Source organism: Glutamicibacter sp., from assembly GCF_050701915.1.
GTDB lineage: Bacteria > Actinomycetota > Actinomycetes > Actinomycetales > Micrococcaceae > Glutamicibacter.
The window spans coordinates 1-15828 of record NZ_JBOGEG010000003.1 but is presented as its reverse complement, the minus strand read 5'-3'; the positions used below and the strand labels follow the sequence as shown (position 1 = coordinate 15828).

The 15828-nt window shown below is 61.3% G+C and carries 14 protein-coding genes; 9 read left to right on the top strand and 5 right to left on the bottom strand.

The window, feature by feature from the left end; all coding sequences use genetic code 11:
* Positions 1–18: 18 nt before the first annotated feature.
* The 3 genes from ACRDT3_RS03700 to ACRDT3_RS03690 all read left to right on the top strand — a co-directional run bounded on the left by ACRDT3_RS03700 (position 19) and on the right by ACRDT3_RS03690 (position 3660).
* Positions 19–1917: an FAD-dependent monooxygenase gene (locus tag ACRDT3_RS03700; RefSeq protein ID WP_431491684.1), complete on the top strand. Its 1899-nt coding sequence runs from the start codon at positions 19–21 to the stop codon at positions 1915–1917.
* Between the two features lie 111 nt (positions 1918–2028).
* Complete coding sequence (locus tag ACRDT3_RS03695) at positions 2029–2748, top strand: AAA family ATPase (protein WP_431491683.1); 720 nt, start codon at positions 2029–2031, stop codon at positions 2746–2748.
* 84 nt (positions 2749–2832) lie between these two features.
* Complete coding sequence (locus ACRDT3_RS03690) at positions 2833–3660, top strand: PspA/IM30 family protein (RefSeq protein ID WP_431491682.1); 828 nt, start codon at positions 2833–2835, stop codon at positions 3658–3660.
* Between the two features lie 87 nt (positions 3661–3747).
* Here the strand turns inward: ACRDT3_RS03690 and ACRDT3_RS03685 are convergent, their stop codons facing one another.
* Genes ACRDT3_RS03685 through ACRDT3_RS03675 form a run of 3 tightly spaced genes read right to left on the bottom strand, consistent with a single transcriptional unit; the run spans position 3748 to position 6577 of the window.
* Entirely contained in the window at positions 3748–4611 is an 864-nt protein-coding gene (locus tag ACRDT3_RS03685) for a hypothetical protein (protein ID WP_431491681.1), read from the bottom strand.
* Positions 4608–5297, bottom strand: coding sequence for a response regulator transcription factor (locus tag ACRDT3_RS03680; protein WP_332727922.1), 690 nt, complete (start codon positions 5295–5297; stop codon positions 4608–4610). The genes ACRDT3_RS03685 and ACRDT3_RS03680 overlap by 4 nt, the downstream gene beginning before the upstream one ends.
* Complete coding sequence (locus tag ACRDT3_RS03675; protein ID WP_431491680.1) at positions 5285–6577, bottom strand: sensor histidine kinase; 1293 nt, start codon at positions 6575–6577, stop codon at positions 5285–5287. Before ACRDT3_RS03675 ends, ACRDT3_RS03680 begins: the two co-directional genes overlap by 13 nt.
* A gap of 125 nt (positions 6578–6702) precedes the next feature.
* Between ACRDT3_RS03675 and ACRDT3_RS03670 the strand changes: the two genes are divergently transcribed.
* Entirely contained in the window at positions 6703–7311 is a 609-nt protein-coding gene (locus tag ACRDT3_RS03670; RefSeq protein ID WP_431491679.1) for a GNAT family N-acetyltransferase, read from the top strand.
* A 60-nt stretch (positions 7312–7371) separates the two neighbouring features.
* On the opposite strand, the gene ACRDT3_RS03665 is transcribed toward ACRDT3_RS03670, so the two are convergent.
* Positions 7372–8130: a FadR/GntR family transcriptional regulator gene (locus ACRDT3_RS03665; protein ID WP_431491678.1), complete on the bottom strand. Its 759-nt coding sequence runs from the start codon at positions 8128–8130 to the stop codon at positions 7372–7374.
* Between the two features lie 187 nt (positions 8131–8317).
* Here ACRDT3_RS03665 and ACRDT3_RS03660 point away from each other — a divergent pair, with 187 nt between their 5' ends.
* Genes ACRDT3_RS03660 through ACRDT3_RS03640 form a run of 5 tightly spaced genes read left to right on the top strand, consistent with a single transcriptional unit; the run spans position 8318 to position 14875 of the window.
* A complete protein-coding gene (locus tag ACRDT3_RS03660) occupies positions 8318–9838 on the top strand; it encodes an ABC transporter substrate-binding protein (protein WP_431491677.1) in 1521 nt (506 codons plus the stop codon).
* A gap of 33 nt (positions 9839–9871) precedes the next feature.
* Entirely contained in the window at positions 9872–10819 is a 948-nt protein-coding gene (locus ACRDT3_RS03655) for an ABC transporter permease (protein ID WP_431491676.1), read from the top strand.
* Positions 10819–11670: an ABC transporter permease gene (locus tag ACRDT3_RS03650; protein ID WP_431491675.1), complete on the top strand. Its 852-nt coding sequence runs from the start codon at positions 10819–10821 to the stop codon at positions 11668–11670. Before ACRDT3_RS03655 ends, ACRDT3_RS03650 begins: the two co-directional genes overlap by 1 nt.
* Before the next feature lie 3 nt (positions 11671–11673).
* Positions 11674–13431: a dipeptide ABC transporter ATP-binding protein gene (locus ACRDT3_RS03645; protein ID WP_431491674.1), complete on the top strand. Its 1758-nt coding sequence runs from the start codon at positions 11674–11676 to the stop codon at positions 13429–13431.
* A 28-nt stretch (positions 13432–13459) separates the two neighbouring features.
* Positions 13460–14875: an amidase gene (locus tag ACRDT3_RS03640; protein ID WP_431491673.1), complete on the top strand. Its 1416-nt coding sequence runs from the start codon at positions 13460–13462 to the stop codon at positions 14873–14875.
* Between the two features lie 80 nt (positions 14876–14955).
* Here ACRDT3_RS03640 and ACRDT3_RS03635 read toward each other — a convergent pair.
* On the bottom strand, positions 14956–15828 hold an 873-nt coding region (locus ACRDT3_RS03635; RefSeq protein ID WP_431491672.1), incomplete at its 5' end, for a FadR/GntR family transcriptional regulator.

Here is a 15828-nt window from a genome sequence, read left to right as displayed (position 1 = left end):
CGATAGGGGAGCCAGATAATGCAGATTCACCACAGGGGATACGTTTCCTCAGATCCACGTGTCAAGGAAGCCGCCGGCTACGGCATCGACCGCGCCGAGGAAATCCCTCATGAAATGGATGTGCTGATCGTCGGAACCGGACCGGCGGCCGCCGTGGTGACCGCGCAGCTTTCGCGCTTCCCGAGCATCAACGCCCGCGCCATCGAAATGCGCCCGGGCCGGCTCGAAGTCGGCCAGGCCGACGGCATCCAGGCCCGCTCGGTGGAAACCTTCCAGGCCTTCGGCTTCGCCAACGAGGTCATCGAAGAGGCCTACCGCAATGTGGAGATGTGCTTCTGGACCCCGGACCCCGAGAACCCGGCGAACATCAAGCGCCATTCGCGTGCCGCCGACGACTCCACCGGAATGAGCGAATTCCCGCACATCTACGTGAACCAGTCGCGCATCCTGGACTACTTCCTGCGTGATGCCGAACGCGCCCCGGGCAAGATCACCCCGGACTACGGCGTGGAATACCTCGGCTGCGAGATCGATCCGTCGGCCGAATACCCGGTCTCCGCGCGCATCAAGTACGTGGCCGGAGAACGCGCCGGGCAGGAGCGCACCGTGAAGGCCAAGTACCTGGTCGGCGGCGACGGCGCCCGCAGCCAGGTGCGCCGCTCGCTGGGCCACAAGCTGCACGGCGATGCGGCCCTGCATGCCTGGGGCGTCATGGACGTCATGGTCAACACCGACTTCCCGGACATCCAGGTCAAATGCTCCATCCAGTCCCATGACGCGGGCAATATCCTGCTCATTCCGCGCGAAGGCGGCTACCTGGTCCGCTTCTACGTGGACTTGGGCGAGCTGACCGCCGAGGATGCCGGCGCCATCCGCAACACCCCGGTCGAGGACATCGTGGCCACGGCCAACCGCATCATCCACCCGTACACCATGGACGTGAAGAACGTCGCCTGGTTCTCGGTCTACGAGGTGGCCCACCGCATCACCGACGGCTTCGACGACGTCTCCGATGAAGAACGCGGCACCCGCTGCGCGCGCGCCTTCATCATGGGCGATGCCTGCCACACCCACTCGGCCAAGGCCGGGCAGGGCATGAACGTATCCATCCAGGACGGCTTCAACCTGGGCTGGAAGCTGGCCGCCGTGCTCGAGGGCCGCGCGCCGGATGCACTGCTGGATACCTACGCCGAGGAACGCAAGGTCATCGCGCAGAACCTGATCGACTTCGACAAGGAATGGTCCACCCTGATGGCCAAGTCCGTGGACGATTGGGAAGACCCTGACGAGCTGGAGAAGTACTACACCAAGACCCAGGAATTCCCTGCCGGATTCATGACGCAGTACACCGAATCGCCGATCACCGCCGGCCTGGAGCACCAGGATCTGGCCCCGGGCTTCCCGGTGGGCAAGCGCTTCAAGTCCGCCGAGGTCATCCGCCGTTCGGATAACCGCTGGCGCCACCTGGGCCACTTCCACGAGGCTGACGGGCGCTGGCGCGTCTACGCCTTCGCCGACACGGCCGCACCGGCCCTGGAAGGCACTGCGATGGCCGACTTCGCCGCCTGGTGGAGCGCCGATCCGGCATCGCCGCGCAACCTGTACACCCCGGCCGGCGGGGACGAGGATGCCGTCTTCGATACCAAGGCCATCTACCAGCAGGACTACACCGAGGTCGAGCTGCATGATGTGCCCAAGGCCTTCCAGCCGCTGAAGGTCCCGTACGGCCTGCACGACATCAACCAGGTGTTCGCAGCCGGCCATGGCCGCGACATCTTCCGCGACCGAGAAATCAGCAAGGACGGCGCCATCGTGGTGGTCCGCCCGGACCAGTACGTCGCCGGTGTCTTCCCGCTGGATGCGCTTGAGGAGATCGCTGGGTTCTTCGCCGGGAACATGCTTCCGGTCAACGGCTAGAAAACCCCATTGGCTCTTTGGCCGCACCCTGCTGAACTATGGGTGCGGCCGAGGGGCCAAGCCTGTATAACGGCCGCCAGGCTGTCGTGAGCTACTGGTAGCCTCGGGTGCATGAGCGCACTTTTCGATACCCTGCCGGTTCGCCGCATTGCCGAACATCCCAAGGCACCCATGGATCGTTCCGACTGGGCCGCACGGATCCCGGCAGTGCAGCAACTGCTTGACGAGGGCCTGGAACTGGCCCAGCTGACTGTGCTGGTAGGTGAGAACGGCGCGGGAAAATCAACGCTCGTCGAGGCTATCGCAGCGGCCTTTGGGCTGAATGCCGAGGGCGGCACCCGCAACAGCATGCACCAGACCCAGATCACCGAATCCGGGTTGTCCTCGCACCTGCAATTGGAACGAGGGGCCGGTGCATCCAAAGCCGGAGTGTTCCTGCGCGCAGAAACCATGCACGGGCACTTCGCCTACCTGGGATCCATCGGCTCGCGCGGAAAACACAATTTCCAGAGCCACGGCGAATCATTCGTCGAGTTCTTCACCGAGCGCTCTTATGTGAACGGGTTGTGGGTCTTCGACGAAGCCGAGTCCGCGCTGTCCTTCAATGGCTGCCTCATGCTGCTCTCGCATATTGCAGATCTGCTGCGTTCCGGTTCCCAGGTGATTCTCTCCACCCACTCGCCAATTCTTGCTTCCTTGCCGGAGGCGAGAATCTACGAAATCGGTCAGTGGGGAATCCGCGAATCCGACTATGACGATTTGGACATGGTGCGGAACTGGCGGCTTTTCCTGGATGCCCCGGGCCGTTACCTGCGCCATTTCAATGACTAGACTGCCGGCGCAGCGTGGTCTTCGGTTAGAGCGGCGCAACTAATTCCCCTAAGCTTTAAGCAACGGAAGACGAAGGGACGCACTATGGCCAAGAAGCGCTCAATTTGGGCTCGAATGTTCGGTATCGGCAAGGCTAACGCCAATGCCGCTTTGGATGCTCTGGAGGATCCGAAGAAGATGCTGGACCAGACGGTTCGCGAATACACCAACAACATTGCCCAGGCCGAGCAGGCAGTTGCCCAGACCATCGGCAACCTGCGCATGGCCGAGGACGACCACTCCAAGTTCCAGCAGGAAGCCAAGGACTGGGGCAACAAGGCGCTGGCCGCGTCGAACAAGGCTGATGAATATTCTGCCGCCGGTGACGCCACCAACCAGCAGAAGTTCAACCAGCTGGCCACGGTGGCCATCCAGCGTCAGATGGACGCCGAGAAGCGCGCCAAGAACCTGGAATCCACGATCACCACCCAGCGTGATGTCGTGGCCAAGCTGAAGACCGGTCTGAACACCATGCAGACCAAGCGCCAGGAACTGGTGGCCAAGCGCGATGAGCTGGTGGCCCGCGCGCGCAATGCCAAGACCCAGAACCAGATGATGGACACCCTCAAGGCCCTGGACGTCAACGACCCGACCAGCGAGATCAGCCGCTTCGAGCAGCAGATCCGCCAGGACGAAGCCAAGGTCCGCGGTGCCCAGGAACTGGCGGCGTCTTCCCTTGATGCGCAGTTCGCGCAGCTGGAAGACCTAGGCGCCGAGACCGAAGTCGATGCGCGTTTGGCGGCCTTGAAGGCCAGCAACGCCCCGCAGGACATCCTCGAGGAAGCCGACGGCGCCGCGCAGATCGAAGCCGACGCACCGCAGGTTTCCGAGATCGAGGCACGCCTGGCGGCCTTGAAGAAGAACCAGGCTTAGGCCCTAGCCAAAAGCGGCAAAGCGTCCCTTCCCGGATCACTACTGATCTGGGAAGGGACGCTTTGCCTTTTTGCGTGGATACCGGGTCTAGCGGTCAATCGATTCCTGGTCGGTTCCTGCCGGGTACAAGGTGGCACTGCCCGCAGCTACATCAATGGTGATCTTGTTGGGGGAGTTCGGATCGGTGGCGAGCAGGTTCTCGACTGATCCGGCGGCCGTATTCTGCCGCAGGTCGTAGGTGGCCTCGGGCAATTGCAGCTCCAGCGAGCCGGCGCTGACGCTGCCCTCGATGTTCTTGGGAGCCTCGCCCGAAAGTTCGCCGATGAGCTCGCCGGCCGAGATATCGAACTGGGCGCTTTGGACATCGTCCAGGCGCACCGTGGCTTCCCCGGCACCCAGATCGATATCGGCAGTTTGCGCACTGCCGGTGAGGTTGAGGTCCCCGGCACCCACTTCAACCACTACGTTCTTGTATGCACCGACTGCATTGAAGGATCCGGCGGACAGCTCGAAGTCCGCATCCAGCGTTCCGTTGTTCATGGATTGCGGAAGCACCAGCGTTGCCTCGTTATCGTCGAATCCGCAGCCGAAGAAGCAGAAGTTATCCCAGGCGTTCGGGGCTTCGACGATGAGCCGATTGCGCTCCCGATGCAGCTTCCAGCTCGCTGACTTGGCACTTCGGACTTCAAGCGTTGCCTTGTCGGTGTCCGCGAAGACCAAATCGAAACGTCCCGAACTAGCCGAAACTTCCAAGGCGGTCACCCCGGAGATTTCTGCTTCGTGGACCGAATGCTCCCGGGAAACCGAAGCAAAGGCGCTGCGTGCCGTGGCAATGACCATGGTGAGGATGACCAGCCCGCCAAGCACCGCGAGGATGATATTCAGCGGCTTGCCGTTGTTGGGTGGCGCTGGTGGGTTTGGCGGTAGCGGCATGGTTTGCGTGGAAGTCATGATCCTGTCCTGTCTGTGCGGTTGGTGCCCAGGGTTTCAATATGAGCCAGGGCTGCCAGCACGCGCCGGTTGCCCGTTCCGTCGGCTTCCAAGCCGAGCTTCTGGAAGATGGAAGTGATGTATTTTTCCACGCTGGCTTCCGAGAGGAAGAGCAGCGCGGCGATGGCCTGGTTGGATTTTCCTTCGGCCAGTGCGGCCAGGACGGTGCGTTCCCGGTCGGTCAGCTTCTGCATGCGGTCATCGTGATTGCGTCGAGTCAACAGCTGTGCCACCACTTCCTGGTCCAAGACGGTTCCACCACCTGCAATCTGCTCAAGCGAAGCAATGAACTCGCTGACATCGGCAACGCGGTCCTTGAGCAGGTAGCCGATCGCTCCGGACTGGGTGGAAATCAGTTCCGAGGCGTAGCGCTCCTCTACGTACTGGGAGAGAACCAGCACCGGCAGGTCCGGATACTTCTTGCGCAGTTCCAGCGCCGCTCGGATGCCTTCATCCGTGTAGGTCGGCGGGAGGCGGACATCCAGGATGCAGATCTGCGGGAAATCATCGGCGGACGAGTTGTCCAGGAAATCCATCAGCCCACTGGTTTCGGGCAAATCCGCGACAACATGGTGGCCACTGTGGGCCAGCAACCTGACCAGCCCTTCACGGAGCAGGACCGAATCCTCGCAAATCAGTACGCGCATGGCACGTTCACCTCCACTGCAGTTGGCCCGCCCTGGGGGCTGTCCAGGTTAAAGGTGCCGCCGGCGGCGAGCACCCGATTATTGATTCCATCCAGCCCTCCGCCGGGGGTGATGCGCGCCCCGCCGGTGCCGTTGTCCTCGATGCGGGCCCACAGGCTTTGCTGGCCTTCATGCTCCCGTACCCTCACGGTGACCTGGCAACGCTGGGCCCGCGAGTGCTTGGCTGCATTTGTCAGCGCCTCGGCGATGGCGAAGTACACCGCCGCTTCGGCCACTCGCGGGTAGCGGCCATTGAGCTGGACATCCAGGCCAACCGGGATATGCGAGCGGCCTGCGATGGCCGAGAGTGCCGCATCCAGTCCGCGGTCATCGAGCACCGAGGCGTAGATTCCGCGGGTGAGCTGGCGCAGTTCGGTAATCGCGGACTTGGTTGAAGCGTGGGCTTCGGCCACTAGTTCCTTGGCTTGCTGCGGATCGGAATCGATCTGCTGGTGCGCAAGCCCCAAGGTCATGGCCACGGAGACCAGCCGGGGCTGGACCCCGTCGTGCAGGTCGCGTTCGATGCGGGTGCGCTCCACCTCTGCGGCGCGCACCGCTCCCTCGCGCTGCACTGCGGTGGTGCGCACGCGTTCGACCAGTGCGGTCTCGCGGGCAATGGAGCCGACGATTCCCACGGTGACCATGCGGTGCAGGAAAACCAAGCCGACGATCACTGCTATTCCCAGCAGCGCCGCCAGCACCAGCCAAGGTGCCTGGCTTACAGGGGTCTGGAAGCCCCACAGCCCGGGAACAGTCGCCAGCGGGTCGGCATTATCTGCCCGCAAGACGGGGGCGAAGGCCACGATGGACGAACGGACGGCCATCTGCAGGGCAGAGAGCATCAGCGAACCGGCCAGGCAGGAGAAGAGCAAGCTTCCCAGCAGCGCCCACATGCGTCCGTTGGACACATTGCGTCCGAGCGAACGAACGTATTCGCCAAAGCCTTCACGGCGGCGTGGCCGCCAGGTCAGCGGAGCAACGTCCATGTCGTAGAGGCTGCTGATTCGAGTCAGCTCGAAGCGGGCCAGGCCGAAGAGCGCATAGACCAGTCCGGCCAGCACGACCAGGCCCAGACCGAGGAGCGGGGTCAGCGCGACGCCTACCGAGAGCCAGGCAAGCAGCAGCGAAAACAGGATCAGTCCGGCAGATCCGAGCAATGCCATGTGCAGCAGGGTCATGCCCAATCTCAGCGGGGGACGGGCAGGTGCGGTGCCCGGTAGAACCTTAGGTGTCGAAGTCATACCTCAACACTAGAGCGCGCAGGTCAGCGCCAACACCGAGGGAACCGGAGTTCTTCATTATGGAAAACCCGAAGAATTTGCCTCCGGGGGTGCCATTTGAGCTTTTCGAAGCGCAGGATGGGCAGATGGAAACGAATCAGGATCCGCAGGCAGCGGGAACAGCGCCCATCGAGGTCAGGCCCTTGACCGAAGAACGCTTGGATGATTTCGCGACGGTAGTGAATCCGAGCAGGAGGCAGAAGCATTGCTGGTGCTTGTCGCACCGGATCGGTGCCAGCGAAATCAGGGAACGCGGCGCAGGGGACCGGTTCGCCGCCATGCGCTCGCTGAGCGCCGAGCCGATTGCCCCGGGAGTCATCGCCTATCGTGCCGGGGAACCGGTGGGCTGGTGCAGCATTTCTCCCCGTTCGAAGATCCCCCTGCTGGAGAAGTCCAAGCTCATCAGGCCCGTGGACGAGCTGGAGGCGTGGAGCATCATTTGCATGGTGGTGCGCGGCGGCTACCGCCGCCAGGGCGTGAATCGGGAAATGGTGAAAGGCGCAGTGGAGTATGCGCGGGACCTCGGGGCGCCAGCGGTCGAAGCCTACCCGGTGGATCCTGCAGGGCGCATGGACTTGACCATGGCCTTCGTTGGAACCAGGAGGATGTTCGAGCAGGTCGGCTTCGAGGTCGTCGGAGTCAGCGACGCCCAGGCCAGCAGGATGCCCCGGCTGATCATGCGCAAGCTGCTCTGACCCGGTCGCGCTGCGTTGCTCTTGCTCCGCTTTGGCGCAGGGACCAGAAGCCGCCGGGAATCATCGAGGTTCTGTCAGCGCTTCAACGCCGCGCACCCCTTCATCGTCCAGACGCGGCTTGAAATACGTGGAAATCGCCGTCTTGGCTGCATTTCCGGCGGTGACAGGCTCTCTGGCCTCAATTGCATCGAAGATGGCCCGGTCCAAGGCCACCACCTTTTTCATTTCGAGGGACTCGTTATCCGCATGGCTCATCTGGTCATTCATGACGTTCAAGATGGCACCGGATACCGCCTCGCCACAGATCCGCAACAGGCTGTTGTGGCTGGCCTCCCATACTGCCGCATGGAAATCGAGGTCGGCCCGGTTAAATGATCCGGAGCCCGCAGCTGCCTCGAATTCCATGCGTTCTACCGCATCGCGCATGGCCGATAGCTGCTCGGAACTGTGCATTACGGCGGCTAGCTGGCAGGCAGAGCTTTCCAGAACGATTCTGAACTGCACCAGTTCCGAGAGCGAGAGGGAAGCTATGCGCGCCATATTGGCAAAGGACCGGCCCAGATTGTCCGTGGATACCGGCAATACAACCGGGCCGCTGCGGCTGCCGGGACGCGACGCAATGAGGCCTTGGCTTTGTAATACTCGCAAAGCCTCGCGCACCGTTGGCCGGCTGACGGAGAACTGCACCATGAGCTCGCGTTCGCTGGGAAGATGCTGCCCAGGTTCAATTTCCTTGGACAGAATCGCCTCCTCGATTTGTTGCACTACTCGCTCGTAGGTCAATGTTGGCACGGCCGGCGTGAAAGTTAGCTTGCTCATCTGGGGCCTTCCTTTAGCTGCGAGTGGAAACGGTTTGCGGACAAGGTATTGCGGTTCTCCGGGGCGGCGCCGCCCCGGCCAAATATTTCGACAACTGGTAAGACCAGAAAACTTAGTAGAAATATCAGCATATATGGTGTTGTATGGATCACATCACTCAATAGGCATGTTGACCGATGGAGATCCCATGAACGAGAAAAAGAACTACAGTCGGCTTGCGGCGACAGTGCTGGTTGGCTCTCTGGCGCTGACCGCGTGCTCTGCAGGATCAGGGGGGACTTCGTCGGAAGGCTCGGCCGAAAACACCTCGGTGACCGTCGCACTGACTGGTGAACCGGTCAATCTGGACTTCACCACGACTGCAGGCGCGGCTATTCCGCAAGCGCTCATGTCCAATGTCTATGAAGGATTGGTCGAGATCGACCAAGATGGAAAGATCCAGCCGTTGCTCGCCGAATCCTGGGAGCTGAGCAACGGGAACAAGACCTATACTTTCAAGCTGCGCGAAGGCGCGACCTTCTCCAATGGCGAAGCGTTCACTGCCGATGACGTCAAATTCAGTATCGAACGAGTCCAATCCGATGCCTGGGTCTCGAGCTTGAAGAAGAAAATGGGAATCGTGGACTCTGTCGAGGTCCTCAGCGACTCCGAAGTCGCCATTACCCTGAAGCAGCCGAGCAATGCCTGGCTCTTCGACATGGGCACCCTGGTCGGAGCCATGTTCGACCCAAGCGGCGTTGACGAACTAGCCTCGACCGCCATCGGAACCGGGCCGTACGAAATTGACGCGTGGAACCGCGGGCAGTCCATCGAATTCGCGACACGCGATGACTACTGGGGCGAGAAGCCGCAGGTTGAAAAGGTCTCGCTGCGGTACTTCGCTGATGCGGTAGCCACTACCAATGCGCTTCAATCCGGCGACGTGGATGTCGTCTACAACATGCAGTCCCCGGAACTGCTGTCCGGTTTCGAGTCGAATGACAAGTTCCAGGTCCTTGAAGGCACCTCCAATGGCGAGATTGTCTTGTCGATGAATAACAACAAAGCTCCGTTCGATGACAAGCGCGTGCGCCAAGCCGTCATGTATGCCATCGACCGCCAAGCTGTAGTCGATACCGCATGGAACGGCTACGGCACGGTGGTAGGCGGACCGGTTCCAACCACCGACCCCTACTACGAGGACCTGAACGGTATCTACCCGTACGACCCGGAGAAGGCCAAGGCGCTGCTCAAGGAAGCTGGAGCCGAGAACCTGCAGATCACCTTCAAGGTTCCGACTCGTCCCTACGCAACCGCGGTCTCTGAAATAGTCGTCTCGCAACTGGCTGATGTCGGAATCGACGCGAAGATCGAGTCCTCCGAATTCCCCGCGGTCTGGCTCGACGAGGTCTTCACGAAGCACGATTACCAGATGTCGGTCGTCCTGGCAGTGGAGAGCCGAGACGTATTGGCCATGTTCAACAACCCGGACTACTACCTGGGCTACGACAATTCAGGGATCGAGGAACTTGCCGCTAAAGCCGATGCTGCCGACGAAGCCGGATACGTTGATGGCATGAAAAAGGTGGTTCGCACCATCGTTGATGATGCAGCCGCAGATACCTTGTTCATCTTCCCGAACATCGTGGTAGCCAAGGCAGAGGTGACCGGCATTCCGGCCAACTCCGTGACCGAAGCATTGGATATGACCAATATCGGCTGGAAATAGCTTCCATAGCCGCACCGACAAAGGGAAAATCACGTGGGAATTAGATTACTGATCAACTTGGCAAGATTCGTTGCCACGTATGTGATTGCAACGGTTGCAGTGTTCCTATTCATGCGAGCGATTCCCGGAGATCCCGCCCAGATTGCCCTGGGGGTGAACGCCACCCCGGAGCTATTGGCCAAAACGCGTGCCGAGTTCGGCACCGACCGGCCGCTGATCGTCCAGTACTTTGACTGGGCGCTGGGGTTGCCCACCGGCAACTTCGGCACCTCCTATGTCACGCGGCAAGATATCAGCCCGCTGATTGTCGACCGGGTGCAAGTCAGCCTGATCCTGGTCCTGCTGGCAATGGTTCTCGCCCTGGCGATTGCGATTCCCTTCGGCACCTACGCGGCGGTCAAGCACCGCAATCCGAGCGGCATCATTGTCAGCGGCATCAGCCAGATAGGCGTGGCCATTCCCAACTTCCTCGCCGGCATTCTGCTGGTGGTTGCCTTTGCCGTGGGCCTGGGTTGGCTTCCGGCCAACGGGTGGACACCGCCCGGCGAGGACTTCGGAGATTTCATTTCCCGCGTCGTCCTGCCAGTGCTCGCCCTGGCATCCGTGCAGGGAGCTATCCTGACCCGCTATGTCCGTTCGGCGGTGATGGAAGTGATGAGCGAGGACTACTTGCGGACCGCACGGTCCAAGGGCCTCGGGAAGCTTGAATCGCTGATCAAGCATGGTCTGCGCAACGCCTCTATCCCGGTTTTGACAGTTACCAGCGTGCAGCTGGCCGCATTGATCATCGGCGCGGTGGTCATTGAACGGGTATTTGTGATCCCAGGCCTTGGGTCCATGCTGCTCGATGCGGTAGGCAACCGCGATCTTCTTACCGTGCAATCGGTGGTCATGGTGCTCGTGGCGATCACCTTGATCATCAACTTGGTCGTGGACGTGCTCTACACGATCCTGGATCCACGCATCAGAAAGGGCGCGTAATGCCTGCAGAACTAGTCATCGCTTCAAGCACCCGTCGCAAACTCTCCGTGACGCTGCTGGTAGGCAGCATCCTCGTGGCTCTCGTGGTGCTCGCCGCACTCGTCTCCTTTTTCTGGACTCCTTTCGATCCGGTGCAAGCAGTTCCCCAGGATCGCTTGCAGGGATCCAGCGTCACGCACTTGATGGGCACCGATAGGTACGGGCGCGACGTCTTTTCGGGAGTCCTTTACGGAGCGCGCATTACCTTGCTGGTGGGTTTGGTTGCGGTAGGCATCGCACTGCTCGTTGGAACCCCGCTAGGAATTCTGGCTGGCATGCGGGGCGGCATCACCGAGGAGATCACCATGCGTGGCGCTGATATTCTCCTTGCTTTCCCGGCGCTGCTGGTAGCGATCATGTTCGGCGCCGTATTTGGGGCCAGCACGTTCACGGCCATGCTCGCCATCGGCATTGGCTCGATCCCCGGCTTTGCGCGTGTTGCGCGAAGCGGCACCCTGCAGGTGATGAGCACCGAATACATCATGGCTGCCAGGGCATCGAGCCAGAGCAGCTGGCGCATCGCACGGCGCCATGTGCTGCCCAATATCATCGGCATGGTCGTGGTGCAGTGCTCGGTATCGTTCGCAATCGCGGTGCTTGCCGAAGCCGCGTTGTCCTTCCTTGGCTTGGGCACTCCGCCACCGGTTCCATCTTGGGGCCGCATGCTGCAAGAATCCCAGCAATTCCTGGGGACCTTCCCGATGCTCGCCGTTTGGCCGGGCGCCGCCATTGCCGTTGCAGTGTTGGGCTTCACCTTGCTCGGTGACGGCCTGCGTGATCGGTTCGATCCGAAACTGAATGGAGAACGGTAATCCATGGGCAAGAAGCCAACTACCGGTGCCCTGATAGATGTCCAGGGCCTGACAATCAGCACCAAGCAACGCACGCTTGTCTCGAACTTTAATCTGCGCATGGATCCGGGCGATCGTGTAGGGCTGATTGGCGAATCCGGTTCCGGAAAGTCAATGACCACCTCCGCCCTCATGGGGCTGCTCCCGGAGGGTGTCAGCGCCAGCGGATCTATCCAGCTAGCGGGTCACCCGCGGAACCTGGTCGAGGCAACCGACAGGGAAATGCAGAAAATCCGTGGCAAGGATATGAGCATGGTCTTCCAGGAACCGTTGACCGCATTGAATCCGCTGATGAAGGTCGGGCCGCAGGTCGCGGAAATCATGACCAGCCATAAGACCGCCGCTTCAAAATCAGCGGCGCAGGCCCGTGCGGTGGAACTGCTCGGATCGGTTAAGCTGCCGGATCCGGCACGGGCCGCCCGTTCTTATCCGCACCAGCTTTCCGGAGGCCAGCGGCAGCGCGCCATGCTGGCGATGGCCTTGGCGAATAACCCGGGTCTCCTGCTCTGCGATGAACCGACCACGGCTTTGGATGTAACGGTTCAACGCCAGGTTCTGGATCTGATCTTGGAATCGGTCCAAGAACGCGGCACCGGATTGCTGTTCATCACGCACGACCTTTCGGTGGTCGCCAACGTCTGCGACCGGGTGCTGGTGATGAACAACGGCCAAGTGGTTGAAGAAGGCGAAACCGGCGAGGTATTCAGCAATCCGCAGCACCCTTACACCCGGGGCCTGTTGGCCGCCTCGGACCTGAATGCCACCGATGCCGACGGCCGGTTGTTCACCGTGGCTTCGGCCGCTTCCTACATCCCGCCGTTGGCCGAAACGCAGCCAGTAGTGGAAGCAGCAAAGGCGGAAACAAGCGATGTCCAGGAACGCGACGAGGCCGCGGGTGACACCGCTCCGGAAGAGGCCTCGTTGATCAGTGTCAAGGACCTGACGCGAATCTACCCTGTCGGACGCTCATCGCTCTTCGGGAAGCGATCCGAGGTGCACGCGTTGAAAGGCGTTTCCTTTGAAGTTGCTGCCGGGCAGCGTTTTGGGGTGGTCGGTGAATCCGGTTCCGGAAAATCCACCCTGCTGCGCATCCTGGCAGGTCTGGACCAGCCCACCTCGGGTAGTGTCCGTGTGGCCGGCAGCGAGGTTGCCGGGGCCAAGGAACGGGACCTCGTCCAGTTGCGCCAGCAGCTGCAGATCGTTTTCCAGGACCCCATGGGATCGCTGGATCCGCGGATGCGTGTCCGCGACATCATCGCTGAGCCTCTGCTTGTCCCGGGGCAAAAGGCGGATAGCGCCAAATACCGGAAGATGGTCGCAGAAATGCTCGGATCGGTGGGGCTTCCGGCCGACGCGGCCGAGCGCTTCCCGCATCAATTCTCTGGTGGACAGCGCCAGCGGATCTCCATTGCCCGTGCGCTGATCTGCGAGCCGCGGGTGCTGGTGGCCGATGAACCGGTCAGCGCACTGGATGTATCCGTCCGGGCCCAGGTACTGAACCTGCTTTCGGACTTGGTCGACGACTACCAGCTGACCCTCGTCTTCGTCTCCCACGATCTTGGCGTGGTGCGGCATATCTGCGACAACGTCGTGGTGATGAACGATGGGCGGATCGTCGAAAGCGGAACCACCGAACAGATCTATGACAGTCCGCAGCATGCGTATACGCGGACTTTGGTGAATTCATCCATGTCCCTGCGCAACGAACTGGCCCTGCGCTAGTACTGCTCGTTTTCCTTGAAAGGCCATCATGTCCCAGCTTTCTGAACATACCACCGCACTTCACCAGCTTTCCGCGCAGGAAATTCACGCGTCCTATGCGGCGAAGGACATCTCGCCGGTGGAAGTAGCCGAGTCGGTCATTAAACGGGTTCAGGAACGTGAACCGGTACTCAACGCGATGTACCGGTTCGATCCGGACGACGTGCTGAGCCAGGCCCGCGAAAGCGAGAAACGCTGGGCCAGCGGAACAGAGCTCGGTCCACTAGACGGCGTGCCTGCAACGGTCAAGGAGAACATAGCCCGCAAGGGCATCCCGATGCCTTCGGGAACGGCCCTATCCAACCCCAAGGTGCCGACGCAGAACGCGCCGATCACAGACCGGATTCTTGAAGCCGGCGGCATCCTGGTCGGATCGACTACCATGCCGGACTGGGGCATGCTCTCTTCAGGTGTTTCCAGCCTTCACGGAATATCGCGTAGCGCCTGGAACCCTGGATGGACCACCGGCGGCTCCAGCGCGGGTGCGGGATCGGCAGCCGCTGCTGGATACGGGCCGTTGCATGTCGGTACCGATATTGGCGGTTCCATTCGCCTGCCCGGCGGCTGGCAAGGCTTGGCAACGCTGAAACCCAGTGCAGGATTGATTCCCCTGGATGCCCCGTACATTGGCCGGGCGGCCGGTCCCATGGGACGCACCGTGGATGACATTGCCCTTTTCATGTCGGTGCTCGGACAACCAGATATCCGCGACTACACGGCACGGGCCTATCCCGCCATGCAGTGGAGGTCAAAGCTTGGCAGCGCCCGCGGGATGAAAATCGGGCTGCAGCTTGAAGCGAACGCTGGGGCCGCTGTCGACTCGGAAGTCCAATCGGCGGTGCAGGCGGTCGCGGAAACCTTTGCGCAGGCCGGTGCCATCGTGGAAGAGCTGCCGCCCTTCATCGACCAAGGCATGCTTGACCGGCTTGACCGCTTCTGGCGTACCCGGTCCTGGGCCGATTACCGTGAACTGCACGAAAGCGAGCAGGCGAAGGTCCTGGACTACATCGTGCGCTGGTGCGAAGGCGGAGCCAAGTTCGATGGCGCCGACACGATCAGGAATTTCGGTGCGATCGACCAGATGCAGAAGGCGACCATCGCGGCTACCGCCGGATATGACCTCATCATCTCTCCGGTCTCCCCGATGGCTGCTTTCCCTGCGGAACAGCCGATGCCGGTGGTGGACCCCGATGCCACCATGTGCCATATCGCCTTCACCGTCCCGTACAACATGTCTGGTCAGCCAGCGGCTACCGTCAATTGCGGATTCACCTCAGAGGGCAAGCCCATCGGCGTGCAGCTGGCCGGGGCAGTTGGAACCGATGATGATGTGCTGCGTGCCGCCAACTGGTATGAGGCTGCTCAGCCGCACAGCGCCAAACCGCAGTGGTCGACTTTGGACTGAGCATCCGGCACAAGCAGGGCACAGCAACCACCGCAGGTGCTGTGCACCGCTTGTGGTTCCCTTATCGAAGAACCGGGAACTCAGGGGGTTTGCGTGGCCTGCCCGAAGGATGCCAGTGCGGCAAGCGCGCTCCGGTCCTCCTCGTTGAGCAGGTGACCGTAGTATTCAAACAGGCTGCTGCGGGCAAGATGCTCGGCCAGGTGCGCATCTTGATCCTGGATGGCCAGGAAGACCTCGTGATGATGGTCGAGGGTGCGTTGCATCAACGCCTCGTCATCGGCGCTTTGCTCAATGCTGGAGGTGATGAGCTGTTCGATGGACTGGCGGACTGCTTCCCCGGTAATCTGCAGCAGCGCATGGCCGCTCGCCTGCGCGATCACGTCATGGAAATCGAGGTCTGCCTGGCTGAAAGCGCTTTGGCTCTGCGAACGCGCCGCCCGCATCCGCGCCATCGCCTTCTCGAGCTTCAGCAAGTCCGCATCGGAACGTCGCGTTGCGGCCAGCGAATTGGCCGAGGATTCCATGGTCATGCGGTAAATGAGCAGATCCGCGAGGCTCGACAAAGAGGTCGTGGCCAGACGGCTTATCATTTTTCGCAAGGGCGCTGACGTGGGAGAGAGGACAACCGCTCCGCGCGGATCACCCGGCCGCGAGGCAATTATCCCGTTGCTTTCCAGCACCCGCATCGCTTCACGCACCGATGAACGGCTCACCTCAAACCGGGTTACCAGTTCGCGCTCGCCGGGCAGGCGATCCCCGATTTTCAGTTCGCCGCTAAGTACCTGGTTTTCAATGCAACTGACAATGGCTTCAAATGCGCGCGTTTTCGTTGCGGCTGGCACCTCTGGTGTCTGTGGCATCTTAAGTTGCTTTCCTGGTGGTCCGTGGGATGAATCCTTGACAGCACCGCCTAGTTCGGTGGGGTGAAACGACCGTCGATGGCGGTCCAACCG